The sequence below is a fragment of the Alcaligenes sp. 1735tsa3 genome (assembly GCF_024134565.1).
Classification (GTDB): domain Bacteria; phylum Pseudomonadota; class Gammaproteobacteria; order Burkholderiales; family Burkholderiaceae_B; genus Alcaligenes; species Alcaligenes phenolicus.
In genome coordinates this window covers 3,434,945-3,457,006 of record NZ_CP099862.1, presented here as the reverse complement: position 1 = coordinate 3,457,006, position 22,062 = coordinate 3,434,945, and the positions used below count along the sequence as shown (strand labels likewise).

The window sequence follows — 22,062 nt, the reverse complement described above, 5'->3', positions numbered from 1 at the left end:
GTGCTGCTGGCCGGTGTTTGGCCTTGGTGGGTAGCAGGCTTGTTGTTTAAGGTTCAAGTCTTGAAGCCTGTGTGCTTGAAAAGCGGATGGAACTGTTGCGAAAGCCGCTTGCTGCTTTGCTATACGGGCTTGTCTGGCTATGGCGTGGTTCTGTTCCATGAGACAATTCATGCACTTTTAGTGACTGATGGGATATTCGATTGGACAAGACTTTTGTTAAGGGCCTGGTGCTCCTGGAAGCCCTGGCCAAGCACGAACGCGGTTCGGGTGTCACCGAACTGGCCAATCAATTGATGCTCAATAAAAGCAATGTGCATCGCCTGTTGCAGGCCCTGGTTCACCAGGGCTTTGCACGCAAGAATGAAGATACGGGTCGCTACGAGCTGACTATGAAGCTCTGGGAGCTGGGCTCGGGCCTGGCCAACCGTCTGGATGTGCGGGTGGAAGCCTTGTCTTTCATGAAAGAGCTGGCCGAGCAAACCCAGGAAACGGTGCATTTGTCGCTGCTGGACGGGGTCGAGGTGCTGTATATCGAGAAGATAGACAGCCCGCAGCCGGTGCGCGCCTACACCACGGTGGGTGGTCGCTCACCTGCGCAATGTGTGGCTACCGGCAAGGCCATGCTGGCATGGGCCAGTGAAGACACCTTGAATCTGGTCAAGAACCGCCTCAAGCCTTATACGCCTCGCAGTTTGGTCAAGTTTGGTGAGTTGCGCCGAGAGCTGGAGCAGGTGCGTGATCAGGGCTATGCCATTAACCGTGGCGAATGGCGTGAGCAGGTCGTGGGGGCGGCTGCGCCTATTTACGATAGTCGTGGAATGGTGGTGGCGGCTTTGGGTATTTCCGGGCCTGCGGAACGTCTGGAGGAAGCCCGGCTGGTTCAGGCCGGTAAAACCTTGATGACGGCAGCGGCACAGATCTCGCGCCGTTTGGGCTATAGCGGCCGTTAAGCTGCTACAGCCCCAGTCAGCTTGCCCTGGCTGCAAGAAGCCGCCCGGATGCAAATTGCCCCCAAAATCTGGATGCGTCTCCAGTTTTTGGGGGCAGTTCCATTCAGGAAAGAAAGTTCAAGATTTTGCGGCTTGCCGGAAGGCCGCAATTCTTTGTTTGAGGCCGGGTGCGGAAGCAGAGCGTACCAAGGCTGCCATATCCCGATCAGCTTGTTGTGGGCAGCCCGTTAACTGATGCAGATAGGTGCGACTGGTGGCGTCCAGCAAGCCCGCAGTCTGTTGAGCCTGCTCGATGACAGCAGGCCATGCATCGGGCTCTTGTATGCCGTTAATAAAACCCAGCTGCTCCGCTTTGGCAGCATCAAAAATCTGGCTTCCTGCCAGAAGTTGATGAGCCTGCTGGCCGCCGATCAGGGCAGCCAGCCTGCCTGTTCCCAGTGCCAGACCAAACTGCAATCCAGGCATGCGAAAGCGGGCATCGGCACTGGCGATACGTTGACGACAAACAGCAATCAAATCCACCCCGGCGCCGAAGTTCTGCCCATGCGCCAGGGCCAGCGTGGCGCAAGGCGTATGGGCCAGCATCTGCAAGAGGGTTTCAATGCGGATAAAGCGCAGTACCAGGTCCCCCCCGCTTTGTTGCTCGTAGTCGCTGAAGTCAAAACCGGCACTGAAATTGCGGCCTTCACCGCGCAATATCAGCAGATCCGCCTGGGCCTTTTCCGCGGCCTGCACGGCCGCGATCAAGGCTTCGACCAGATCGGCCGACAAGGCATTGCGTTTGTCAGGCCGGTTCAGCGTCAGTGTCCAGACTTTGCCCGCGCAGTCCACGTTCAGGTCGGGACTGCTGCTGCAATACGGCTCTGTCATGGGGTAACTCCGTGCAAGATGCTGTCGTTATGTTCGCCCAATGCCGGGGGGGCCATACGGACGGGCAAGCCCACTCCATTGATACGCAGGGGCGAGACAAAGGTGCGCGTCTCGGTGTCTGTGCCCGGCAGGCGAATGTTTTGCACCCACTCCATGTGCTCGACCTGCGGGTCTCGCAGCACGTCGGAATAGCGGTTGATGGGACTGCAGGGTACGCCTTGGGCACGGAATTGCGTCAGCCAATGTTCGGAGTCGTGCTGCGCAAAAATAGCTTCCAGCAGTTCACGCAAGGCGTCTTGATGTTTGGCGCGCAGGGTGGTGCTGGTGAAACGCTCGTCCTCGGTCAGGTCCGGGCGTTCTACAACCTGACAGACGGAGCGCCACAGCGCATCGTTGCCCGCTGCCATGGCGAAGTAACCGCCTTTGCACTGGAACGCCTGGTAGGGCGCATTGCGTGGGTGGGCGGAACCCAGCTTGTCCGGGTCGCGACCACTGCCGAAATACTCTGAGGTTTGCAGTGCGGCGATGGCCAAGGTGGTCCCCAACATGGGCACATCGATATGTGCGCCCTGACCGGTGGCGCGGGCTTGAGGCAAGGCGGCACTGATGGCAAACGCCGCATACAAACCGGCCGCAAAGTCCGCCAGTGGAACTCCGCATTTAACGGGGGCGCCACCTGCTTCGCCCGTCACGCTCATCACGCCGCTCATGGCCTGAATCGTTAGGTCAAAACCGCCTTCTTGCGAGCGGGGGCCGCTTTGTCCGTAGGCAGAAATTGAGCAGTACAGCAGTCTGGGATTCAGGGCCTTAAGGCTTTCATAATCCAGCCCCAAGCGCTGCATGACGCCGGGCCGATTGTTTTCCAGCAAGACGTCTGCATCCAGTACCAGTTGGCGTGCCTTGGCTACATCTTCGGGGTTCTTCAGATCCAGCGTTACCGAGCGCTTGTTGCGGTTCAGCGAAGCAAAGTTCTCGCTATATCCTTGGTTGATGGGCGGCCAGCTTCGCAAGGTGTCACCCCCTTTGGGGTGTTCGATCTTGATGACGTCAGCCCCCATATCGGCCAACAACATACCGCAGTACGGGCCAGCGGCCACATTGCAAAATTCCAGTATCCGAACCCCGTTCAGGGGCAATGTCGTATCCATGAATCAGCTCCAGAGCATGATAGGTAGATGGGGGCCGACAGGGCCTTATGCGTTCACATCAACCACGATGCGGCCGCGTACCTTGCCTTCCAGTAACTGGCCGGCCTGATCAATAGCTTGGGAAAGCGTGATGGTGCTGGCGCCGATGCGCTCCAGGGCTTCGATAGACAAATGCTTGGCCAGCAAATCCCAGGCCGCCAGACGCTCGGGTTTGGGGCAATGCACGCTATCTATGCCAATCAGTTGCACACCACGCAGAATGAAGGGGGCCACCGAGGCAGGGAAATCCATGCCCTGGGCCAGACCGCAAGCGGCGACTGCACCCAGGTATTGCGTGCCTGCGCAGACATTGGCCAGGGTATGGCTGCCTACGCTGTCGATGGCTCCGGCCCAGCGCTCCTTGCCCAGTGGCTTGCCCGGTTCGCTCAAGGTGTTGCGGTCCACAATCTCGCTGGCGCCCAGCGCCTTCAGATAGCTTTCTTCCTGAGGTCGGCCTGTGCTGGCCATGACGGTGTAGCCCAGGGCATGCAGCAGGGCCACGCTGACACTGCCCACGCCACCCGCGGCACCTGTCACCAGAATCGGTCCCTTGTCAGGCGTGACGCCTTGGCGCTGCAAGGCACGCACGCACAGTGCAGCGGTATAGCCGGCGGTGCCTATCATCATGGCTTGCTGGGTGGAGAAAGCGTCGGGCAGGGGAATCAGCCAATCGCCTTTCACGCGTGCTTGCTGTGCCAGACCGCCCCAATGGACCTCACCCAAGCCCCAGCCGTTAAGCACCACTTTCTGGCCGGACTTGAAATTCGGGTCGCTGCTGTCGGTCACTGTGCCAGCAAAGTCGATGCCGGGCACCATGGGGAACTGGCGCACTACGGGGGATTTACCCGTCATGGCCAGGCCGTCTTTGAAATTCAGGGTGGAGTAGTCGATGCGGACGGTAACCTGGCCTTCGGGCAGGGCGGACTCGTCCAGGGATTGCAGGCTGGCTTTGTATTGGCCGTCGGTTTTGTCGATGACGATGGCAGAGAACATGAGTGAATTCCTTCGATCAGTTAAGGGTTTGTGTTCTGATATTTGGAACAGCGTTCTTTAAATTGACATGGAAAAGCAGTGTTTTCATTTTATCCAGAAGCTCGTTGCGGTCAAGCCCAATGCGACCAGATGATCGAACTGGGGAAATCCCGAAGGGGTTTAATAGTTGACACCTGAAATCAAATATCCCACTATTTGAACCGTTGTCCTAAGTTGCTTGTGTTGTTGCTGTCTGTTGTATTCAAGCCGTTCTCACGGCATTTTTAATATCAAAAACAAGAACAGCGTTCTATATATTGGAACATCAAGAGAGAAAAACTCTCACACAGGAGGCAAGGATCATGTTCAGTTCTTTTTTTTCGCGCACAGGGTTTCTACGCACAGTGCTGGTCTCGGGACTGGCGGCAGTCAGCAGCTTTTCTGCCCCGGCGGCCATCGCGGCCGATACCTATCCCAGCCGTGAAGTGACCTTTGTGGTTCCCTATCCCCCAGGCGGTAACAGCGACAATCTAGCGCGTCTGTTTGCCGACCGTCTGCGCGTCAAGCTTGGCGTTCCCATCGTGATTGAAAACCGGCCCGGCGGCACCACCTCGCTGGGCACGTCTATCGTGGGTCGCGCCAAACCCGATGGCTACACCTTGTTGCTGGCCACCAGCACCGCCTTTACCGTGCTGCCCTATATACGCGACGTGCCTTATGACCCGATCAAGGGCTTTGATTTTGTAGGCAGTCTGGCCGGTTACCTGCCCATCATGACGGTGCGCAATGATTTGCCCGTCTCCAATCTGAAAGAGTTTGTCGAGCTGGCCCGTAAGGAGCCCGGCACCTTGACCTATGGTTCGGCAGGTATTGCGTCTGGCGGCCACCTGGCTGGAGAGATTCTGGAAAACGCCGAGAAACTGGACTTGCTGCATGTGCCGTTCAAAGGCTCGGCAGACACCATGACGGCTTTGATGGGCAATCACATCGATTTCTTTATAGATGGTGTCGGGCTGGAACTGGTGAAAAGCGGCAAGGCCAAAGCCCTGGTGACCTATGCCAGCGTGCGCCATCCCGAACTGCCGGATGTGCCCACACCGAAAGAAGCCGGTTTTGATCTGGCCCTGCCTTTTGAAGGGTTCTGGGGGCTGGCGGTACCGGCAGGCACGCCTGACGAGGTCATGAAGAAGCTGGCCAAGGCTACCGAAGAAATTCTGGCCGAGCCGCAGACTCAAGAGCGTTTCCACCGCATCAGTGTCAGTGCCAGCTGGAAAGACGGCGATGCGTATGCCAAGGATCTGGAGCAGAGTCGGGCTTATTACAGCGAGCTGCTCAAGACCATCAAGATGAGCGATGACTAAACGCTCACAGAACCACCAACAGGAGACAAACGTGATGGAAACCGTCACTTGCGCCAGCACGCTGGACGCTTTGCTGGACCCGGCATCCATAGCTTTGGTCGGCGCCTCGGAAGATCAGTCCAAGTTTGGCGGCCGACTGTTCCGTATGCTGCTCAAGCACGGTTATGGCGGCAAGGTCCTGCCTATCAATCCCAGCCGCAGCAGTTTGTTTGGTTTGCCCGCTGTGCCCGGTCTGGCTGCACTGGATAGCGCTCCGGATCTGGCCGTGTTTACGGTGGGGGCCGATACCGTTATGGAACAGGCGCAGATTGCGGCCCAAATGGGGGTACGCGGTTTGCTGGTGATCTCCGCAGGCTTTGCTGATGCAGGCGAGCGCGGGCTGGAGCGCGAGCAGGCCTTGCTGCGTATCTGTCGTGACTCGGGCATGCGACTGATCGGCCCCAATTGCCTGGGCATGATCAGCCCCAGCCGCAGTCTGGTGCTGTGCTCTTCGCCGGTGCTGGACAGAGACAGCCTGCCGGAACGGCCTATTGGTTTTGTCAGCCAAAGCGGTGCCTTGATGACTACCTATTTTGATCGGGCCTGGGCGATGGGCGGTGGCTTTACCTACGGTTTTTCGGTGGGTAATCAGGCTGACCTGGATCTGTGCGACTTTGTGGATTTCCTGATTGATGATCCCAAGACGCAAGTGATCTGTACTTATATAGAGGGCATTAAAGATACCCAGGCTTTGCGTCGCACAGCTCGTCGGGCGCAGGCCGCGGGCAAGCCCTGGCTGGCCGTCAAGGCAGGGCGCTCCAGTGCGGGCAAGGCGGCCGCCTTTTCGCATACTGCCAGCGTAGCGGGTGACCATGATGTGTTTGCCAGCGTCTGTCGCGATGAAGGCATCAGCCTGATGGACGATATGGGGGCCATGCTCTTGCTGGCAAACAGCATGGTGCGCTTTACCAGCAACAAGATCTCCAAAGTCGCGATTGTGACGCCTTCGGGTGGCGGTGGGGCCTTGGCTGCAGATGCTTTGGCAGAGCATGGCGTGGAACTGTCCAGTTTTTCCGCTACTACCAAGCAGGCTCTGGCTGCCCACTACCCGGCAGGGCAGGCGGATAACCCGGTTGATCTGGGAGCGCGTCTGACGCAGGACTCCACCGAAGTGGCCCGCGCTACTTTGGATGCCTTGATGCAGGATCAGCAAAGTGACGCGGTATTGATCACGGCTTCCATGTGTCCGCAGGAGTGGATGGCGGCCCTGATTGAAAAAATCATCCACCCCGAACCGCACTGGGCCAAGCCCGTGATGGTGGCGTTTGATGCGGGCGCAACATCCGAGCCTTTGCGGCAGAAACTGGCCCAGCACGGCCATGCGTATGCCAGTTCCAGTCTGGAAGCGGCGCTGGCCTTGTCCGCCTGGAAACGTCACGGTCAGTTTGTGCCGCGCCAGCAAGCCTTGCGTCCCAGTGCCTGCCAAGCGCCTACGGTCATGCCGCGCGGTGTTTTGAATGAAGATCAGTCCAAACGTCTGCTGGCGCATTACGGCCTGCCCGTGAATCTGGGCCAGGTGTGCGAGGACGTGGAACAGGCCGTGGTGCAGGCCGAGCAGATTGGCTATCCGGTGGTGATGAAGATTGTCTCCCCCGACATCGTCCATAAAACCGAAGCGGGTGGGGTGGCGCTGGATGTGGCCGACGACGCCAGCTTGCGACGCGATTTTGCCCGGCTCTACGCCAATGCCAAAGCCTATAAAGCAGATGCCCGTCTGGAAGGCGTGCTGGTGCAGGCCATGGCCAAGGGGGATGTGGAGCTGCTGATCGGCGCCCGTCAGGATGCGCAGTTTGGCCCGGTCGTGGTGTTTGGTGCCGGTGGCATTCTGGTGGAAATGCTGTCGGACCGGGTGATTGCCGCGGCCCCTTTAACCCTGGCTGATGCAGATCGACTTTTATCTACCTTGATGATCGACAAGCTGCTGAAGGGGTACCGGGGACGCATGCTGGATCGTGACGGTGTGCTCGATGCGATTGTGCGTGTCAGCTTCCTGGCCCACGACTTACGCGACACCAACTTTGAATTGGATATCAACCCCTTGATCGTGGCGGCTACCCGCTGTCACGCCGTCGATGCCCGCCTGTCCATAGGCGAATAAAACCAAAACCTATTCTTTGAAAAATACCCAGGAGGAGTAAACCATGTCGGATTATCAGTGCATTCTTGTAGAAAACCATGATGACGGTGTTTCCATCTTCACGATCAACCGTCCTGATCGCCGCAATGCCTTGAGCGCTACCGTGGTCAAGGAACTGCAGCAGGCGTTTCTGGCCTTTGACGAAGACCCCACACGCCGCGTAGCCGTGCTGACCGGGGCAGGCAATGATGCTTTTTCTGCCGGGGCGGATATTAATGAGTGGCCCGAGTTGTGGCGCGCCATTCCCACGGTAGGCTTTGAAACCGACAAGCCCATTATTGCGGCCGTTAGTGGTTGGTGTGTGGGTGGAGCCCTGGTGATGGCCATGATGACGGATTTGCTGGTAGCGTCCGAGAGCGCCAAGTTCTCCTACCCCGAAGCCAAGCTGGGCTTTACTGGCGGCATCATCTCGGGCCTGGCCTCGCGCATTCCGCATCATGCCGCCATGGAAGTGATCTTGTTGTGCCGCACGCTGGAAGCCCGCCGTGCTTACGATCTGGGTTTTGCCAATGAAGTGGTGCCGATAGGAGAGCAAGTCCAGGCTGCTGTGCGTATGGCGCAGGACTTGGCCAAGATGTCGCCGCGTGTTTTGCAAACCTTGAAGCGCTTTATCAATAATGAAGTGCTGACGCGCGGCCCATCCGAGCAGATGGCGCGCACCATGCGGCAACTGAAAGCGATCGAGGATAGTTATGATGCCAAGGAAGGGATGAACGCGTTCAAAGAAAAACGTGCCCCGGTGTATCTGAACAAATAAGAACTGATTCACGAATTGGGCCGCAAGGCCCAGTCAACTATGGAGACATCCCCTTATGCACCCCCGTTTTGAGCGTTTTATTCAAGGGATGAATGAATTGACCGGCCGCCCGGCTGTCGCCGAGGCGGATATCCTGCGTGATGGCCGTGTCCTGCTGGGCGAACTGGTGGCCCAGGACGATTGGCTGGCCCCGGAGTACACCCAGCCCCATCCCCAGTTTTATCAGCAGTACTTGCTGTATTGCTGTCCGCAGGAACGCTTTTCCGTGGTCAGCTTTGTGTGGGGGCCCGGCCAGAAAACCCCTATCCACGACCACACCGTGTGGGGCTTGATTGGTATGTTGCGTGGCGCGGAACGCTCCCGGCCTTTTGACCGTGATCCCGATACCGGCCATATGACAGAACAAGACACACAGACTCTGGAACCAGGCGTGGTGGAAGTGGTGTCACCCACGGTGGGTGATATACACGAGGTCTCCAATATGTATGACGACCAGGTGTCCATCAGCATTCACGTTTATGGTGCGGATATCGGCAAGGTACGCCGTCACGTCTTTGACCCGCAGACTGGGCAGGCCAAGGAGTTTGTCTCCGGCTATGCCAACCGTCCGGCTGTCGCGTGAGTCAAGTGGTGTTGTTGGGCAGGTGCCCAATACGGGCGCCAATAATCATTTCCTGAATCCAGCGATAAAGCAGCACGGAGTAATCACGCTGGGCGACTTTCTCGTCCAGCGCGTGGTTGCTGCCTTCCAGCACTCGATGTGTCAGGGAATGAGCCTGGCTGAAGGCTTGGCGATACGTTAGCAAGGTCTGGCGGGGAATCAGCTCATCGTATTCCGCTTCAAACAGCAGAACATCTCCCGTGAATTTGGAGCAGGCCTGCAAGGCGCGGTTCTCTTGCGGAGAATGAGTATGCAGACGGTAGTCCTGCAGCAACTCTCGATTGAGCTGATCCTTTGGAGACAGCCAGTCGTCGTCCGGGTACAAGGCAGGAGCCAGCAAGCTGAGCCAGCGTACCGATCGAAATTCACTTAACAGGCAGGCCAGATAGGCGCCATAACTATGCCCCACAATGGCGATGGAGCTGGAGTCCACCATAGGGTGGCTGCTCAAGGTGTCAAAGGCCGCGCAGATGTCCTGAAAGTTCTGTTCTCGGGTGACGTTCTCGCGCTCGTGCTGATTGGCATTGTGCCCGGCAAGATCAAAGGTCAGACAAATACAGCCCATACCGGCAATGGTGTGGGCGCGTTTCAGGTCAAAGTGCTGGCTGCCGCCCCAACCGTGCACGAACAAAATGCCAGGGACAGGGGATTGGGGGACTAGCAGGCGTGCATCCAGGTGCTGATGGGGCACTTTGATGGTGGTGTTGAAAATTTCCGTACTCATGATGGCAGTGGGCCGCCGAAGCGGGCAAGATACGCCTCGTCTTCTTGGTCGAGGCTGTAAAGATGAGGGGAGTTTTTCACCAGGCTGGCATCGTCCAGATAGCGCTCGCGTGTCCATGCGTGGGTATGTTGGAGCTCAGGGTGGCGTTGCAGGGTGCGGATGGCCAGAATCTCTGCAATGGACGCTCCGCCGAAACGCCAGGAATGTTCCAGTACGGCTGCCTTGTAGTGGCCACGCGCATTTTTACCGACGATGAGGTCATAGTTGCGACGTGAGGCATACAGTTCAGGAAAGGCCTGCCTGATGTTTTTTTCGTAGCTTATGGTCAGCTCAAGCAGATGCTCAATGCGCTTCATGCCCGAGAGCTGCAGCAACTGCTGAAACCCGCCGCGAACCAGTAGCAAGCTGGAGCCGCCATATACGGACTCGTGCTGCAGGTTGGTGGTCTGGTGTTGCTGGCCGATATAGGAAAAAAGATGCTCGCCCACCTGGGTCTGGCCGATGCTGAAGGTCTCGCCATCGAGCAGGTTCTCCTCCAGTACCAGACCCTGTTCCAGTTGACTCTGCCACGGCGGCAGGTTCAAGAGCTCTTCCAGCTCTTGACGGCTGTAGATCACCTTCTGGCCTTTGCCTGCATTAGCACTGGCCAGTTTGGCCCGTATGCCGGTCTGGCCTGCTTCATCCAGAAGGCTCATTGTGCGTAGCGCGTCGTTTCTTGAAAAGACGCTGTAGCCTGGCAAGACCGTGTGCCGTAACGCCAGGCCCAGCTCATTGTTCCAGCCTTCCGGGCGGTTCATATCGTCCTGGGGAAGGGGATGGGCGACGATTTTATGGGCCAGAAAGTCATATGGCACTACACCCCCATACAGTTGGGAGGCCTGTTCGATACCCAGTTGTCGCGCCTGCTCCAGGCTCAAGGTCTGCAGGGGGAGGTAGTAAGTGTTCCCGGAGCTGGGCTTTAGCTGGTCCTCATAGTCAATATGGACTCGAGGCAGATCCAGGAATTGCGCCAGTTCCCTGGCCATGAATTCCAGACTTTGGAGCGCGCCCTTGTTGCAGCCCTTGCTGGGCAGGCTGATTTGCAAGGAGGTCTTGGGCGTAGAGGTAAGTATCTTGCTCATGGGGCCATCCTTTTAAGTAAAGAGAGTGCGGCCAGTGTCAGCGAGTCATGGCGCAACCGTTTTGGCGCCTGAGGGCGTTCGCTGTGCCAGCTCGGAGAAAAAGCGCGTCTCCAGCAGACTGGTTTGCAAAAGTGTCAGCAGGTCAGAGGGGTGTGGCAAGGAAAGCTGGGCCGCGCTGGCTGGCTCCTGAGGACCGATGCGTATGCTCAGCCCGCCTTTCTGGTTCACAAACTCAAAGGCGGCCTCATCGGTCAAGTCGTCGCCAATCATGACGGGCTTGCGGTCGGCGAACGCGGGCAGGCGTTGGGCCCGGGCCAGGGCTTGGCCTTTGTCAAAGCCGCTCATGCGCAGTTCGATGACACAATGTCCACGGATCAGATCAAAGCCGGGATATTCCGAGCACAGCACGTGCAGTTCTGTGGCCAAGGCCTCGCCAACTTCAGGGCGTTGCCGAAAGTGCACAGCCACACCGTGCGATTTGCGCTCCATCCAAACCAGTGAGTAGGGGTGGATCAGGGCGGCGACAGAGCGGGACAGGCTGTGGTGCTCAGCCGGGTTGATCGGGATGTTCCAGCATTCCTGACCCTCGGCGTCATACATGGCTGCGCCGTGGCTGCTGATCATGGCAAGCGGAAGCTTGGTGCAGGCGATATGCAGGCTGTCATAGTCGCGGCCTGAAACCAGTGCCACCGCGCCGTCGCAGGCAGCGTGCAGATTCAGCAGCAGGCCGGCGGTGGACGGGGGAAGAAATACCTGGTCAGGCCGCGCAGCCAAGGGGACCAGGGTACCGTCCAGATCTAGAAACAAGGCGGTCTGATCCAAATGCAGAGCGTTATTCATATCAGCTTCCTGGGTAACCCGTGATGGGGAGCACGGTGCCGGTGATGTAGCTGGCGGTGATCGGGCTGGCCAGGTAGACATAGGCAGGCGCCAGTTCTTCCGGCTGGGCGGGGCGGCCAAAGACCGTATCGGCACCAAACTCGGGGATTTTTTCGGCCGGGGAGTCGGCGGGGTTCAAGGGGGTCCAGACGGGTCCGGGAGCGACCGCGTTTACACGTATACCTTTGGGCGCCAGGTTGGCCGCCAGGGAGTACGTGAAGGCAATAATGGCGCCCTTGGTGCTGGAGTAGTCCAGCAGATGAGCGGCCCCGCGCAAGGCTGTGACCGAGCTGGTATTGACGATGGCATCGCCCGCGTGAAGGTGCGGCAGGCAGGCCTGGGCCATGTAGATATAGCCATAGATATTGGTGTGGAAGGTTTCATTGAGTCGCTCCGGGGTCAGGTCCAGCAAGGATTGGGCATGTTCCTGAAAGCCGGCATTGTTGACCAGAATATTCAGGTGACCGAAGCGGTCCAGTACCTGCTCAATCGCTTGTCGGCAAAATTCAGGGTCTTTCACATCGCCGCGCAGTGTCAGGCATTGGCGGCCTTCGGCCTCGACGGCCAGACGAGTGCGTCCGGCATCTTCATCCTCGTGCAAATACACAATCGCCACATCGGCACCTTCTCGGGCATAGAGCACGGCAACGGCCCGGCCTATGCCCGAGTCCCCACCGGTAATCACGGCTACTTTTCCTTCCAGCTTGCCGCTGCCCTTGTAGCTGGAGGCTTCGTAGCGGGGGGCCGGGTCCAGATCACTTTCACACCCAGGCTTTTCCAGGTGTTGTTGCGGCAGGGGGGGAGTGGGGTAATCGCTGCCTGGGTGGCTCTTATCGTGCGTGACGGGCTCGTTCTGGCCGACCCCGTTCTTGTCCTTCTGGTCCTGCTGTTCTTGCAGGTGACGTTGCTCTTTCACTGTTTGACGCGTTGTCATGACGGCTCCTGAAATAGACAAGGAATGGGACAGGGCGCGGCGGCCCTGGTGGGTGCGCCGCGTCCAACTGGGGCTTGGTTAAGGCTTAGCGTCGCTGGTCCTGGGTGGCCTTGCCACCTTTGGCGCCGGCCTTGCGGGCCTCCTCGGAGTCGAACTCATGGGCCGTGCCCTTTTCATGGGCTGCCCGGCCACCCTTGGCACCGGCTTCACGGGCTTCTTCGGAAGTGAACTCGTGAGCTGTGCCCTTTTCATGAGCGGCGCGACCGCCCTTGGCGCCCGCTTCGCGAGCTTCTTCAGAGTTGAACTCGTGCGCCGTACCGCGTTCATGGGCTACACGGCCGCCTTTAGCGCCAGCCTCACGGGCCTCTTCCGGGGTGAACTCGTGCGCGGTGCCTTTTTCGTGCGAGGCACGCCCACCTTCAGCAGCAATCTCGCGCTGCTTTTTTTCGTCCATGGAGGCAAAGCCACGTTGATCTTTATGATCCTGTTTGTTTGTGTGCTGGGTCATATAACTCTCCTTGAGAAAGAACACCAATCACGTGATTGGTTATGACTGACCCAGCACAAAGCGTGCCTGACTGCCTGGGGGCGGGGCGCGGCACACAAGTTGCTGTATCTGGAGACATGGTTTTCAGGAGAGCAATCATGATGTCAATGACGTGGTGGATGTGGCTGCTGTTATTGCTGGGCGGCTGGGCGATACTGCTGCTGGTGCATTTTCTGGGTGGCAAGATTATTGAAAGACTGGCCTCGCCAGAGCACTTTCTGCGGTTTTTCAGCGAACGGATACGCTGGCCGTCGCGGCTGTTTTTTCTGGCCGTATTTTTGCGCATATGTATTCCGCTGGCCCCCATTTCGGCCAAGTGGCAGTCCTATCTGATCGTTGGGGACATGCTGGTGCTGATTATCTGCACGACCTGGATGCTGATGAGTGCAGTCGAATCTCTGTTCCAGCTTGTGGTGGTGCGTCATCCCTTGAATGTGTCCGACAATCTGCGTTCGCGTCAGATCTACACCCAGGCGCGTGTGCTGGCACGCAGTGTGCATTTCTTGCTGGTCTTGCTGGGCTTGTCCTTTGCTTTGATGGTTCTACCCGGCGCACGGCAACTGGGCACCAGCCTGCTGGCATCGGCCGGGGTAGCGGGGCTGGTAGCCGGTATTGCTGCCCGGCCGGTGCTGGGTAACTTTATTGCCGGTTTGCAGATCGCATTCACCCAGCCCATACGCATTGACGATGTGGTGATTGTGGAAGGGGAGTGGGGCCGGATAGAGGAAATCACGGCCACTTATGTGGTGGTTCGTGTGTGGGACGAGCGCCGTCTGATCGTTCCCTTGCAATGGTTTGTAGAAACTGTCTTCCAGAACTGGACCCGTCGCAGCGCCTCTTTGCTGGGCACGGTATTTCTATGGGCGGACTACAAGGTTGAAATGCAGGGCTTGAACGCGGCATTCAAGGACTTGTGCGAGTCCTCTGAATTGTGGGATGGGCGCGTTCAGGTGTTGCAGGTGACCGATACCAATGAGTGGGGGATGCAGTTGCGCTTTCTGGTCAGTGCTGCCGACTCGGGCCGTTTGTTCGACTTGCGCTGTTTGTTGCGCGAGCGCTTGGTGGCCTATCTGGGTCAGCACCAACCGGATGCATTTGTACGCGTCAGGATGCTGGAAGCTCAGCCAGAGGGTCATGGGCCTGATTCAAACCCGAGCTGATGCCAAGATCATGCAGGAACTGTTCGCACCACTGCCTCAGGTCCTGCTGTCGCAGTTGCATCATTAAATGCTGGTGGCGTCGGCGTCGTTCCTCTAGCGGCATGTTCAAGGCTTGATACAGGCTGCGTGCGGTGGCGTCCGCATCAAATGGGTTGACGGGCAGGTAGCCGCCTTGCAGGGATTGTGCCGCGCCCGTAAAGGTGGACAGAACCAGGACACCGGGGTCGGCGGGGTCCTGGGCAGCGATATATTCTTTGGCCACCAGATTCATTCCGTCACGCAAGGGTGCGATAAAACCGACGCGGGCGCGGCGCAACATGCGCATCAGCTGGCCGGCCGGAAAGGCGCGGTTCATGTACACCACCGGACTCCAGCCTGGCGTGGCAAATTGACCGTTAATCTGCCCGGCCAGACTTTCCAGCTCTTCACGCATGACTTGATAATCGTGAATATCGCCGCGGGTAGAGGGGGCGATTTGGACATACGTTGTTTGCCCGTGCAGCGTCGGGTAGCTGCGCAGCAGCGTATCCAGGGTGCGCAGCCGATAGGCCAGACCCTTGGTGTAATCCAGCCTGTCCACACTGATAATGGTGTCAGGCCCGTTGACTGGCTCGATTGGTGTGGCGCTGTCGGTCCATGAGGGGGCCTTGGCCAGAGCCTGAACCAGATCCACGTCGATACTGATGGGATAGACGTCTGTGCTGACGGTACGGGCGCCTGACTCGCTCGTACGCGGTGGCACTAAGGTCTGGAGTGCGGCTGTCAGCGCATGATGGTCGCCACGGCTCTGGACGCCAATCTGGTCGTAATGGTGCAGCATGGGCAGCCATTGTTCATAGCGGGGAATGGAGCGCAGAATCTCCGGGCACGGAAAGGGGGTGTGAAAGAACAGCCCAATAGCCTGCTGCATTCCTTGCTCTCGGCAAAAATGGGCTAATGGCATCAGGTGGTAGTCATGGACCCAGATCAAGTCGTCCTCTTCGGCAATCTGGCGCAAATAAGCGGCAATTTGCCGGTTGATCTCCAGGTATTGCTGGAAGTGGTGGGTCTGGAAGTCCATCAGGTCCAGGCGGTAGTGAAAGGCGGGCCAAAGGCAGGTGTTCGCGTAACCGCAGTAAAACTGTTCGTATTGCTCCTGGGTGAAGGAGAAGGTGACGGCTTGGTAGCTGCCCCGATCTTCGGTACGCAACGCCCCCGGCTGTGGATCACATTGGCCGTTCCACCCCAGCCAGATGCCCTGGGTCTGCGGGTGCTTTAACAATTGATCTACTGCGACGGCCAGTCCGCCTGTGCAAGGTTGATCGGAACTGGCCACGCGTACGGACACCACAATGATTTTGCTCATGCTGATTCTCGCTTTGTTTTATTAAGGGATCTTCGTTGGAGAATCAGCAAATTGCGTACCCGCTCAGTTCAAGGGGTGCACATCCTGCCCGCTGACAGCACGCAGGCGTGCCCGTTGCAAACGTTCGCGGGCATTGGGAATACCCAGTTGCAGGCGGTACTTGGTGACGGTTCGTTTGGATAGCTCCACACTGTTCTGACGCAGCGCCTGATGCAAGTCGACATCGCTTAAAGGCTGACGCTCTGGTTCACTGGCAATCAGCCGGCGTATCTGCTCCTTGACCAGGGCGGTGGAGCAACTGCCACCGAAATCAGTCTCCAGCTCGCCGGAGAAAAAATGCCTGAAGCTCAAGGTGCCAAAGGGAGTGCTCATGTACTTGTTGGCAGTCGCTCTGGAGATGGTGGATTGATGCAGATCCAGCTCCTTGGCCAGATCGCTGATGCGCAGGGGTTGCAGGCCTTGCTCACCCAGCTCGAAAAAAAGGATCTGGTGCCGGACGATGAATTCAGCGACACGGCACACCGTACTGCGCCGCATCGCCAGACTCTCGGCCAGCCAGCGAGCCTGAGTCAGGGCGCTGTGCAAAGGGCGGTTCTGTTGCGTGCGTGCCTGTTGCTCCAGGGTGGCGGCATATTCTTGATGCACCTGAACGCGTGGCAGGCTGCGAGGGTCCGCGAGCACACGCCAATGCTTGCCATCGCGGTAGACGTGAACGTCTGGCGTAATGGCTTGGCGTAACGGCTCCAGATAAGCCAGACCGGGGTTGGGGTCCAGGCTTTGCAGTTCGCGCAGCGCCTGATGAAAGTCTGCATCGGACAGATTCAGGCGGCTCTGCACTTGTGACCACTCGCCTTGCGCCAGCGCAGGCAGCTCGGTAGCCACTAACTTGAGCAGTCTCTGTTTCAGAACCGGGTCTAGAGACTGACGCGCCTGGATCTGCAAGCGCAACGCGTCGGACAGGCAGTGGGCGCCTGTGCCGGGAACAGACAGGGACTGGACCAGCGCCAGCGCGGTTTGCCATTCGGCAAGGGGGATGTGTTCGTAGCCGTCGGGGAGCAGGTCTTCAAAGTGATCGCGCAAGTAACCGTTGTCATCCAGTGCGTTCACGATCAGGGCACATAAGGCCTTGCAGCGCTCACTGGCGTGACTCAAACGTACATGCTCCAGGATCTGTTCGTCACGGCTGCGCGGAGCCGGGCTTATGTCGTGCTTATCGATCAGGTGAGCGCTTTGGCTGGACACAGGATGGGACAGGCCCTCTCGTACGGGGGCGGCGGGTTCTGGAGCGGGTTCCAGTAGGGGATTGTCTTGCAGGCTGTCTTGTACCAGCGTTTGCAGCTCCTGCGCCGAGAGCTGCAGGATTTGTGCGGACTGTTGCAGTCGCTGCGAGAGGGTTTGCTGCATGTGCAGCTGCGGAACCATTTCCAGCTTCATGGTGGCGTCTCCTTGTGGTTGGTGATGAGAACCGACAGTTCTTTGGACACAGTTGCCGGGATGATCCAGGCCCTGTGCTATCTACATAGCAAGTTCCGTTCCTGCCCCAAGGTTCAAGGCGCGGGTACGGTCCTTGCTAGGACACCGTCAAGGCTTTGCTGGCCATGCTGATTGGCCTCAGGTCAGCAAAGATGTTCTGGTTTCAGGCAATGACTGACGTTTTTGGAGGTGTGCGATGCGAGTAAGACATCTGATGTGTTTGGCGCTGGCGGCGGGTCTGGTATTGGGTTTGAGTGTTCGCAGTGCTTCTGCCATTGAGCTGTTTTCTCCGGATAAAGGGTTCTTGAGAGATGCGGCACAATCGGGACATTTTGAAGTGAAGGCAGCCAAGCTGGCTCTGGAGCGCAGCAACAACGATAGAGTGGTCGAATTTGCACAAATGATGATCGACGACCACGAGCAGCTGGCCAAGGAACTGCAGACGCTGGCACAGGCCCGCAAGGTGGAGCTGCCCACCGAGCCCAGCCTGATGCAGCGCGGCAAGATCTCCATGCTTGAGGGCGCGGAGGGTGAACAGTTCGATGCGGACTATGCCAACGAAGCGGCAGTCAAAGCGCATGAGGACACCATCAAGCTCTTTGAGGACTACATCAAGGATGGTAAAGACAAGGAAGTCATGGGTTTTGCTCAGGACGCTTTGCCCATGCTGCAGCAACACTTGCGGCATGCTCATGCGCTGGCAGACTCCATGAAGCCTGCCGTGGCCCAGTAAGCTTTTGCCAAGCTTGCTCAGTTCCACACTGGGCAAGCATTTATTCCATGGGGTCGGCCTCCATATTGATTTCCACCTGATCGCTGTTGCTCATTACATAGCTGCGCAGTACCGCATTGCGTAGCTGGCGTATATTGCCCGGCCAGTGATAGCGCTCGATCTCCTTCATGCTGGCCAGGCTCAGTGAGCGGTTCTGCTGATGCTCCTGATTCAGCTGTTCTACCAAGTGCTGGGCGATCAGGACGGCATCGTCGCCGCGTTCACGCAGGGGGGGAATTTGAATCGGAAAGACCCCCAGGCGGTAATACAGATCTTCGCGCAGTTTCTTGTCCTCAATAGCGCGCATGGGCGGGCGATTGGTCGCAGCGATGATGCGGGCATCATGTTTGATCAACTGGTCGCCACCTACCTTCATGTATTCGCCATTTTCCAATGCGCGCAGCAGCTTGGTTTGGGCGTCTATGGGCATTTCGGTGATTTCGTCCAGGAACAGCGTGCCTTGGTCCGCCAGTTCAAAGTAGCCCTGCCGATTACGTTCGGCTCCGGTAAAGCTGCCTTTTTCGTGGCCGAACAGCTCGCTTTCGATGAGTTGTTCTGAAATGGCTGAACAGTTGATGGGCACATACGCCTGTTCCTTGCGAGCGCTGCAGCGGTGAATAGCCCGGGCCGCCAGTTCCTTGCCGGTACCACTCTCGCCAATCAGCAGCACAGGCAGGTCGGTGCTGGCCACTTTGCTGATTTCTTCATAGAGTTTTTTCATGGGGGCGGAACAGCCTACAAACTCGCCAAAGTCATGATGCTGCTCGGCGTGAAAAGCACAGGCACCGTTTTGATACTTGGCTTTTAATTGCTCCAGCAAGGTGCGCAATTGCGCCTGGTCTTGCCGGGTCGAGCCACTGTAGGCGTGCAAGGTATAGCTTTCCACCGCATCCAGTCCGATGCGACGGCTCAACTCCTGGGCCTGCAGGGCGCTGACACTGGGGCCAAACAGCAGGGCATCAGGAGTTTTCTGGTGATAACGGATCAGAACATCTTCTGGCGTATTTGCAGCGATGGCGGAAAAGTTCATCTGCCGCGCCAGTGCCAAAAAAAGGCTTATAAAAGCTGAATCTGTCTCCAGCAATAATAGGTGGGGCATTTTTTCCTCTGGGATAGACAAAGTTAATTTGAAATCCGATGTCTTATCCTAATCAGGATAGAAAGGGCATTCGTTACCAGATATGGCAAGGACGAACCCGCTTATTTTCTGAAAATACCTTATGGCCGCGTCCCCATGCCCTGGGCTCTTATGGCGTTTTTTGTCGCCTGGTCATGTACGTATTCAACTTACACATCTGTTTACCTGTCAGCGACGGGCAGGCTTGCCTGTGCCTGGGGGCACAAGGCAGCAGGTCAACCTCTGACCCAATCGCAGGTGGGGGTCAGGACTGAGCTGGAGGCGGCTGAGTCACATCAATCCATTGCGCGCTGGTCAGCTCGGCCAGGCGCTGCGGGGTGATGCGTACCGCAGAATTAATAGAGCCTGCTGCGGGCAAGACCGTGTCGTAGTCCTGCAAGGACAGATCGCAGTAAATCTCCAGCGGGGTAGCCAGACCAAAGGGGCAGACCCCGCCAACCGGGTGACCCGTCAAGGCTTCGGTGCTTTCCAGGTCCAGCATTTTTACGCGCGTACCGAAGGCGGTACGCAGCTTCTTGTTGTCCAGGCGGGCATCGCCCCGAGCGACCAGCAGCACCACTTTATCGCCCACTTTCAAGCTAAGCGTCTTGGCAATTTGCCCCGGCTCGACTTGGTGCACTTGCGCAGCCAGCACGACGGTGGCTGTGCTTTCGGTGGTTTCAATTACCTGGATATCGGCAGCGTGTTCGTTAAAAAACTGTTTGACGGAATCAAGACTCATGGCGGATCAGGACGGATTAGTGTGTTTTGTTAAACTTTTTTGCGAGTGCCTAGTCTTAGTCAAGCGCATGAGAGTGTCAACCAGAGCGCCGTGGCGCTGCAAAACAGGAATGTAATTGTGATTAAACCTTTATTGTTGACGGCCAGCCTGATGGCCTTCAGTTCCATGGCGTTGGCAGAGGGTCCCGCTATTACGATGTACCAGGATCCTAACTGTGGTTGTTGTGGGGGTTGGGCACAGCACATGCGTGATGAAGGCTTTGAGGTCAAAGAGGTCAAGGTCGTGAAGATTCAAGACGTGAAGCGGCTTTTGAGAGTGCCGGAAAACCTGGCGTCCTGCCACACCGCGATGATTGAAGAGACGGGGCAATTGATTGAAGGCCATGTGCCTGCCAAGGTCGTCAAACGCATGATGAATGATGGCAGTGTGCGTGGGGTGGCCGCGCCAGGCATGCCCGCCAATTCACCCGGCATGGGCCAGATGGACGGCAATTTGGTAACCGTGGACTTTAACGGACGTCCTTACTCGCGCGACTGAAGTCTGTAACGGGAAGGGTGGCATGCAGATACACGAAACTACATTGAGAAACTTGTAAGCTGCTGCCGCTCTTGTCATGATGGTCGTTCATTGACTCTGTTTAGGAGGTTCTATCCATGCAGCCCTCAGTTAAAGCTTTTCTTGCTGCTACCGCAGTCGCATTTGGCATGTACAGCCCTTTTGCGATGGCCCAGGGCAATGCGGCTCCGGCCAACTCGGCAGCCCCTGCTGCCACCCAGGTCGTTAAACCTACGGATTCTCAGCTGGAGCAATATGCGCGCACCTACAAGAAGGTCGCTCAAACTGCTTCGGAATATCAGCCGCGTCTGGATGCGGCCAAAAGTGATGCAGAGCGTCAGGCTATTGTTCAGGAAGCCGACCAGCGCCTGGTAGGCGTGGTCAGTGCCAATGGCATGGATCTGGCGGACTACAATGGTATCAGTCTGGCGATTCAGCAGGACCCGGCCTTGCGCCAGCGTGTTGAAGGGATGCTGAAGTAAGGCTTGTTTGTGATCCTCGGGTTTGACAGAGCGCCGGGTGTCATTTTGTAGTGACCGTAGTGGGTAAATTTAAACCCTGGACGTAATCGTCCAGGGTTTTTTTTGTCGCCGTGCTGCCCCAAAGCTCGGCGCCCCCGGTAAAAAGCCCCCTCGGAGGCACTAAGCCAAAGGCGCAGCGTGGGGGCTTATTGTGTAGGTCGCTTCAAGACAAAGCGTGCCGGCCAGAGCCGGCATGACTGCCTGCATTGAGACTGGAGCCTGACGCCAGATTTACGGCTTCAAGCTCAGTCTCTGGGCGCCATTAGCAGCGGGGATAGTTAAGCGCCCCGATCATTGCATTGAATTTCAATTGCAAGCTGCTGGCGTCATTTTTTATGGGGTTATTGATCTGCCAGCTGATCGAGCCTTGCTGAGGTACGTAATTGCCTTCAGAGGCATGCTGGATGACGCTTCTGCCCTGAGCCAGGAATTCATTCATCTTCGACATGATTCTTGGGCATCCTTGTGGCGTTTCTTCCTTGAATTTTTTATCCCAGTTGCTGATCATCGCGGCTGCCTGGTCAAGACTTTCCTGGAAGGGGGGAATGCTCTCTTTTGCTCCCTGCTGCTCGAAAATAGCATCGACCTTGTTCATGGCCTGCTTGCTGAACAGCACGGCACCCAAACGGTAATGCTCCATTGAGTCCTTGGGAGCTTTATCGAAAGAGGTCTGGATGTTTATCTCATCCTGTTTCTGAATACCTTGGAGAAATGCAGCCTCTGCCTGTACGACTTCTGTCAGGGCGCTGACGAACGCCTCGTTATTGTCGGCTGCCTTCTTGCCGCCATCCGTCAGAAACTCTTTTGATTCGGCATAGTTGTTCAACTCGGAATTGAGAGGTGCCAGCTTGGTCAAGGAGTCGTCAAACTGCTTTGCTGGTCCATCTATTTCCGGCATGTTGGCTTCCAGTGCCAAGGCGGATTTCAGTTTTTCCTGGGTGTTCTTGATGCTTACCAGTGAAACAACGGAATAGTTATCCAGTTTCTTGCCAGAGCGCACGGCAGGCTCGTAGACGGTTTGATAATCGGAAAGCGCACGGTAGAAAGGCGTATGTAAGCTATTGGCGACTTCAACATAGGCATTGTATTTCTGGATAAAGCCTTGCTCGGACGAGACCGCTTGAGATGGTGCTTCTGTCGCTTCTTCGCTGTTGCAGCCCGCAATAGCGATGCAAAGGCCCAGCGTGGCGAAAACAGATAGTTTTTTTAAATTCATGATGAAAGTGATTGATGCTTTT

The 22,062-nt window shown here is 57.3% G+C and carries 22 protein-coding genes; 9 read left to right on the top strand and 13 right to left on the bottom strand.

Features of this window, described 5'->3' with window-relative positions:
- The first annotated feature begins 200 nt into the window (after positions 1–200).
- Positions 201–950 (top strand): IclR family transcriptional regulator, encoded by a 750-nt coding sequence (locus NIZ92_RS15995; RefSeq protein WP_254002255.1) that lies wholly within the window; start codon positions 201–203, stop codon positions 948–950.
- 117 nt (positions 951–1,067) lie between these two features.
- On the opposite strand, the gene NIZ92_RS15990 is transcribed toward NIZ92_RS15995, so the two are convergent.
- From NIZ92_RS15990 to NIZ92_RS15980, 3 genes are read right to left on the bottom strand one after another with little or no spacing between them, the layout of a single operon-like run.
- Positions 1,068–1,820: an enoyl-CoA hydratase/isomerase family protein gene (locus tag NIZ92_RS15990; RefSeq protein ID WP_254002254.1), complete on the bottom strand. Its 753-nt coding sequence runs from the start codon at positions 1,818–1,820 to the stop codon at positions 1,068–1,070.
- Positions 1,817–2,968: a CaiB/BaiF CoA-transferase family protein gene (locus NIZ92_RS15985; protein WP_035273440.1), complete on the bottom strand. Its 1,152-nt coding sequence runs from the start codon at positions 2,966–2,968 to the stop codon at positions 1,817–1,819. The genes NIZ92_RS15990 and NIZ92_RS15985 overlap by 4 nt, the downstream gene beginning before the upstream one ends.
- A 45-nt stretch (positions 2,969–3,013) precedes the next feature.
- The gene (locus NIZ92_RS15980) at positions 3,014–4,000 is read right to left on the bottom strand and encodes an MDR family oxidoreductase (protein ID WP_254002253.1); all 987 of its coding nucleotides are present in this window, start codon (positions 3,998–4,000) and stop codon (positions 3,014–3,016) included.
- A gap of 341 nt (positions 4,001–4,341) precedes the next feature.
- Here NIZ92_RS15980 and NIZ92_RS15975 point away from each other — a divergent pair, with 341 nt between their 5' ends.
- From NIZ92_RS15975 to NIZ92_RS15960, 4 genes are read left to right on the top strand one after another with little or no spacing between them, the layout of a single operon-like run.
- Complete coding sequence (locus NIZ92_RS15975) at positions 4,342–5,340, top strand: tripartite tricarboxylate transporter substrate binding protein (RefSeq protein WP_254002252.1); 999 nt, start codon at positions 4,342–4,344, stop codon at positions 5,338–5,340.
- Positions 5,341–5,374: 34 nt separating this feature from the next.
- A complete protein-coding gene (locus NIZ92_RS15970; protein WP_254002251.1) occupies positions 5,375–7,477 on the top strand; it encodes an acetate--CoA ligase family protein in 2,103 nt (700 codons plus the stop codon).
- A gap of 43 nt (positions 7,478–7,520) precedes the next feature.
- Positions 7,521–8,273, top strand: a complete 753-nt coding sequence (locus NIZ92_RS15965; protein ID WP_254002250.1) for an enoyl-CoA hydratase/isomerase family protein — start codon at positions 7,521–7,523, stop codon at positions 8,271–8,273.
- Positions 8,274–8,328: 55 nt separating this feature from the next.
- Positions 8,329–8,895, top strand: coding sequence for a cysteine dioxygenase (locus NIZ92_RS15960; protein ID WP_060186695.1), 567 nt, complete (start codon positions 8,329–8,331; stop codon positions 8,893–8,895).
- Between the two features lies 1 nt (position 8,896).
- Here NIZ92_RS15960 and NIZ92_RS15955 read toward each other — a convergent pair whose 3' ends face one another.
- The 5 genes from NIZ92_RS15955 to NIZ92_RS15935 form a co-directional block, all read right to left on the bottom strand.
- Positions 8,897–9,658: a S9 family peptidase gene (locus NIZ92_RS15955; protein ID WP_083054568.1), complete on the bottom strand. Its 762-nt coding sequence runs from the start codon at positions 9,656–9,658 to the stop codon at positions 8,897–8,899.
- Positions 9,655–10,779, bottom strand: coding sequence for a DUF3182 family protein (locus tag NIZ92_RS15950; protein ID WP_254002249.1), 1,125 nt, complete (start codon positions 10,777–10,779; stop codon positions 9,655–9,657). Before NIZ92_RS15950 ends, NIZ92_RS15955 begins: the two co-directional genes overlap by 4 nt.
- A gap of 45 nt (positions 10,780–10,824) precedes the next feature.
- On the bottom strand, positions 10,825–11,619 hold the full coding sequence (otsB, locus tag NIZ92_RS15945) for a trehalose-phosphatase (RefSeq protein WP_060186696.1): 795 nt from the start codon (positions 11,617–11,619) through the stop codon (positions 10,825–10,827).
- A gap of 1 nt (position 11,620) precedes the next feature.
- Complete coding sequence (locus NIZ92_RS15940; RefSeq protein ID WP_022983321.1) at positions 11,621–12,592, bottom strand: SDR family oxidoreductase; 972 nt, start codon at positions 12,590–12,592, stop codon at positions 11,621–11,623.
- 85 nt (positions 12,593–12,677) lie between these two features.
- Positions 12,678–13,100, bottom strand: a complete 423-nt coding sequence (locus NIZ92_RS15935; protein WP_254002248.1) for a KGG domain-containing protein — start codon at positions 13,098–13,100, stop codon at positions 12,678–12,680.
- A gap of 137 nt (positions 13,101–13,237) precedes the next feature.
- Here NIZ92_RS15935 and NIZ92_RS15930 point away from each other — a divergent pair, with 137 nt between their 5' ends.
- Positions 13,238–14,299 carry a mechanosensitive ion channel family protein gene (locus tag NIZ92_RS15930; protein ID WP_254002247.1) on the top strand — a complete coding sequence of 354 codons (1,062 nt, stop codon included), beginning with the start codon at positions 13,238–13,240 and terminating at the stop codon, positions 14,297–14,299.
- On the opposite strand, the gene NIZ92_RS15925 is transcribed toward NIZ92_RS15930, so the two are convergent.
- Both NIZ92_RS15925 and rpoN read right to left on the bottom strand, forming a co-directional pair.
- A complete protein-coding gene (locus NIZ92_RS15925) occupies positions 14,244–15,644 on the bottom strand; it encodes a trehalose-6-phosphate synthase (RefSeq protein ID WP_251197066.1) in 1,401 nt (466 codons plus the stop codon). The genes NIZ92_RS15930 and NIZ92_RS15925 overlap by 56 nt on opposite strands.
- 63 nt (positions 15,645–15,707) lie before the next feature.
- Positions 15,708–17,078: an RNA polymerase factor sigma-54 gene (gene rpoN, locus NIZ92_RS15920; RefSeq protein WP_239054641.1), complete on the bottom strand. Its 1,371-nt coding sequence runs from the start codon at positions 17,076–17,078 to the stop codon at positions 15,708–15,710.
- 235 nt (positions 17,079–17,313) lie between these two features.
- On the opposite strand from rpoN, the gene NIZ92_RS15915 reads away from it, so the two are divergent.
- Positions 17,314–17,850, top strand: coding sequence for a DUF4142 domain-containing protein (locus tag NIZ92_RS15915; RefSeq protein ID WP_226348433.1), 537 nt, complete (start codon positions 17,314–17,316; stop codon positions 17,848–17,850).
- Positions 17,851–17,890: 40 nt separating this feature from the next.
- Here NIZ92_RS15915 and NIZ92_RS15910 read toward each other — a convergent pair whose 3' ends face one another.
- Both NIZ92_RS15910 and NIZ92_RS15905 read right to left on the bottom strand, forming a co-directional pair.
- On the bottom strand, positions 17,891–18,919 hold the full coding sequence (locus NIZ92_RS15910) for a sigma-54-dependent Fis family transcriptional regulator (RefSeq protein ID WP_254002246.1): 1,029 nt from the start codon (positions 18,917–18,919) through the stop codon (positions 17,891–17,893).
- 352 nt (positions 18,920–19,271) lie between these two features.
- Positions 19,272–19,748: a YbaK/EbsC family protein gene (locus NIZ92_RS15905; protein ID WP_060186701.1), complete on the bottom strand. Its 477-nt coding sequence runs from the start codon at positions 19,746–19,748 to the stop codon at positions 19,272–19,274.
- Positions 19,749–19,865: 117 nt separating this feature from the next.
- Here NIZ92_RS15905 and NIZ92_RS15900 point away from each other — a divergent pair, with 117 nt between their 5' ends.
- Positions 19,866–20,285, top strand: coding sequence for a DUF411 domain-containing protein (locus tag NIZ92_RS15900; RefSeq protein WP_009460801.1), 420 nt, complete (start codon positions 19,866–19,868; stop codon positions 20,283–20,285).
- A gap of 116 nt (positions 20,286–20,401) precedes the next feature.
- Entirely contained in the window at positions 20,402–20,785 is a 384-nt protein-coding gene (locus NIZ92_RS15895; protein ID WP_035273462.1) for a DUF4168 domain-containing protein, read from the top strand.
- 301 nt (positions 20,786–21,086) lie between these two features.
- Here the strand turns inward: NIZ92_RS15895 and NIZ92_RS15890 are convergent, their stop codons facing one another.
- Positions 21,087–22,040, bottom strand: coding sequence for a DUF3829 domain-containing protein (locus NIZ92_RS15890; protein ID WP_035273463.1), 954 nt, complete (start codon positions 22,038–22,040; stop codon positions 21,087–21,089).
- Between the last annotated feature and the right edge of the window lie 22 nt (positions 22,041–22,062).

What these genes read in the sequence shown, in the direction of transcription:
- NIZ92_RS15990 (WP_254002254.1), bottom strand. Translation starts at nt 1,820, where the DNA reads ATGACAGAGCCGTATTGCAGCAGCAGTCCCGACCTGAACGTGGACTGC.
- NIZ92_RS15985 (WP_035273440.1), bottom strand. Translation starts at nt 2,968, where the DNA reads ATGGATACGACATTGCCCCTGAACGGGGTTCGGATACTGGAATTTTGC.
- NIZ92_RS15980 (WP_254002253.1), bottom strand. Translation starts at nt 4,000, where the DNA reads ATGTTCTCTGCCATCGTCATCGACAAAACCGACGGCCAATACAAAGCC.
- NIZ92_RS15975 (WP_254002252.1), top strand. Translation starts at nt 4,342, where the DNA reads ATGTTCAGTTCTTTTTTTTCGCGCACAGGGTTTCTACGCACAGTGCTG.
- NIZ92_RS15970 (WP_254002251.1), top strand. Translation starts at nt 5,375, where the DNA reads ATGGAAACCGTCACTTGCGCCAGCACGCTGGACGCTTTGCTGGACCCG.
- NIZ92_RS15965 (WP_254002250.1), top strand. Translation starts at nt 7,521, where the DNA reads ATGTCGGATTATCAGTGCATTCTTGTAGAAAACCATGATGACGGTGTT.
- NIZ92_RS15960 (WP_060186695.1), top strand. Translation starts at nt 8,329, where the DNA reads ATGCACCCCCGTTTTGAGCGTTTTATTCAAGGGATGAATGAATTGACC.
- NIZ92_RS15955 (WP_083054568.1), bottom strand. Translation starts at nt 9,658, where the DNA reads ATGAGTACGGAAATTTTCAACACCACCATCAAAGTGCCCCATCAGCAC.
- NIZ92_RS15950 (WP_254002249.1), bottom strand. Translation starts at nt 10,779, where the DNA reads ATGAGCAAGATACTTACCTCTACGCCCAAGACCTCCTTGCAAATCAGC.
- otsB (WP_060186696.1), bottom strand. Translation starts at nt 11,619, where the DNA reads ATGAATAACGCTCTGCATTTGGATCAGACCGCCTTGTTTCTAGATCTG.
- NIZ92_RS15940 (WP_022983321.1), bottom strand. Translation starts at nt 12,592, where the DNA reads ATGACAACGCGTCAAACAGTGAAAGAGCAACGTCACCTGCAAGAACAG.
- NIZ92_RS15935 (WP_254002248.1), bottom strand. Translation starts at nt 13,100, where the DNA reads ATGACCCAGCACACAAACAAACAGGATCATAAAGATCAACGTGGCTTT.
- NIZ92_RS15930 (WP_254002247.1), top strand. Translation starts at nt 13,238, where the DNA reads ATGATGTCAATGACGTGGTGGATGTGGCTGCTGTTATTGCTGGGCGGC.
- NIZ92_RS15925 (WP_251197066.1), bottom strand. Translation starts at nt 15,644, where the DNA reads ATGAGCAAAATCATTGTGGTGTCCGTACGCGTGGCCAGTTCCGATCAA.
- rpoN (WP_239054641.1), bottom strand. Translation starts at nt 17,078, where the DNA reads ATGAAGCTGGAAATGGTTCCGCAGCTGCACATGCAGCAAACCCTCTCG.
- NIZ92_RS15915 (WP_226348433.1), top strand. Translation starts at nt 17,314, where the DNA reads ATGCGAGTAAGACATCTGATGTGTTTGGCGCTGGCGGCGGGTCTGGTA.
- NIZ92_RS15910 (WP_254002246.1), bottom strand. Translation starts at nt 18,919, where the DNA reads ATGAACTTTTCCGCCATCGCTGCAAATACGCCAGAAGATGTTCTGATC.
- NIZ92_RS15905 (WP_060186701.1), bottom strand. Translation starts at nt 19,748, where the DNA reads ATGAGTCTTGATTCCGTCAAACAGTTTTTTAACGAACACGCTGCCGAT.
- NIZ92_RS15895 (WP_035273462.1), top strand. Translation starts at nt 20,402, where the DNA reads ATGCAGCCCTCAGTTAAAGCTTTTCTTGCTGCTACCGCAGTCGCATTT.
- NIZ92_RS15890 (WP_035273463.1), bottom strand. Translation starts at nt 22,040, where the DNA reads ATGAATTTAAAAAAACTATCTGTTTTCGCCACGCTGGGCCTTTGCATC.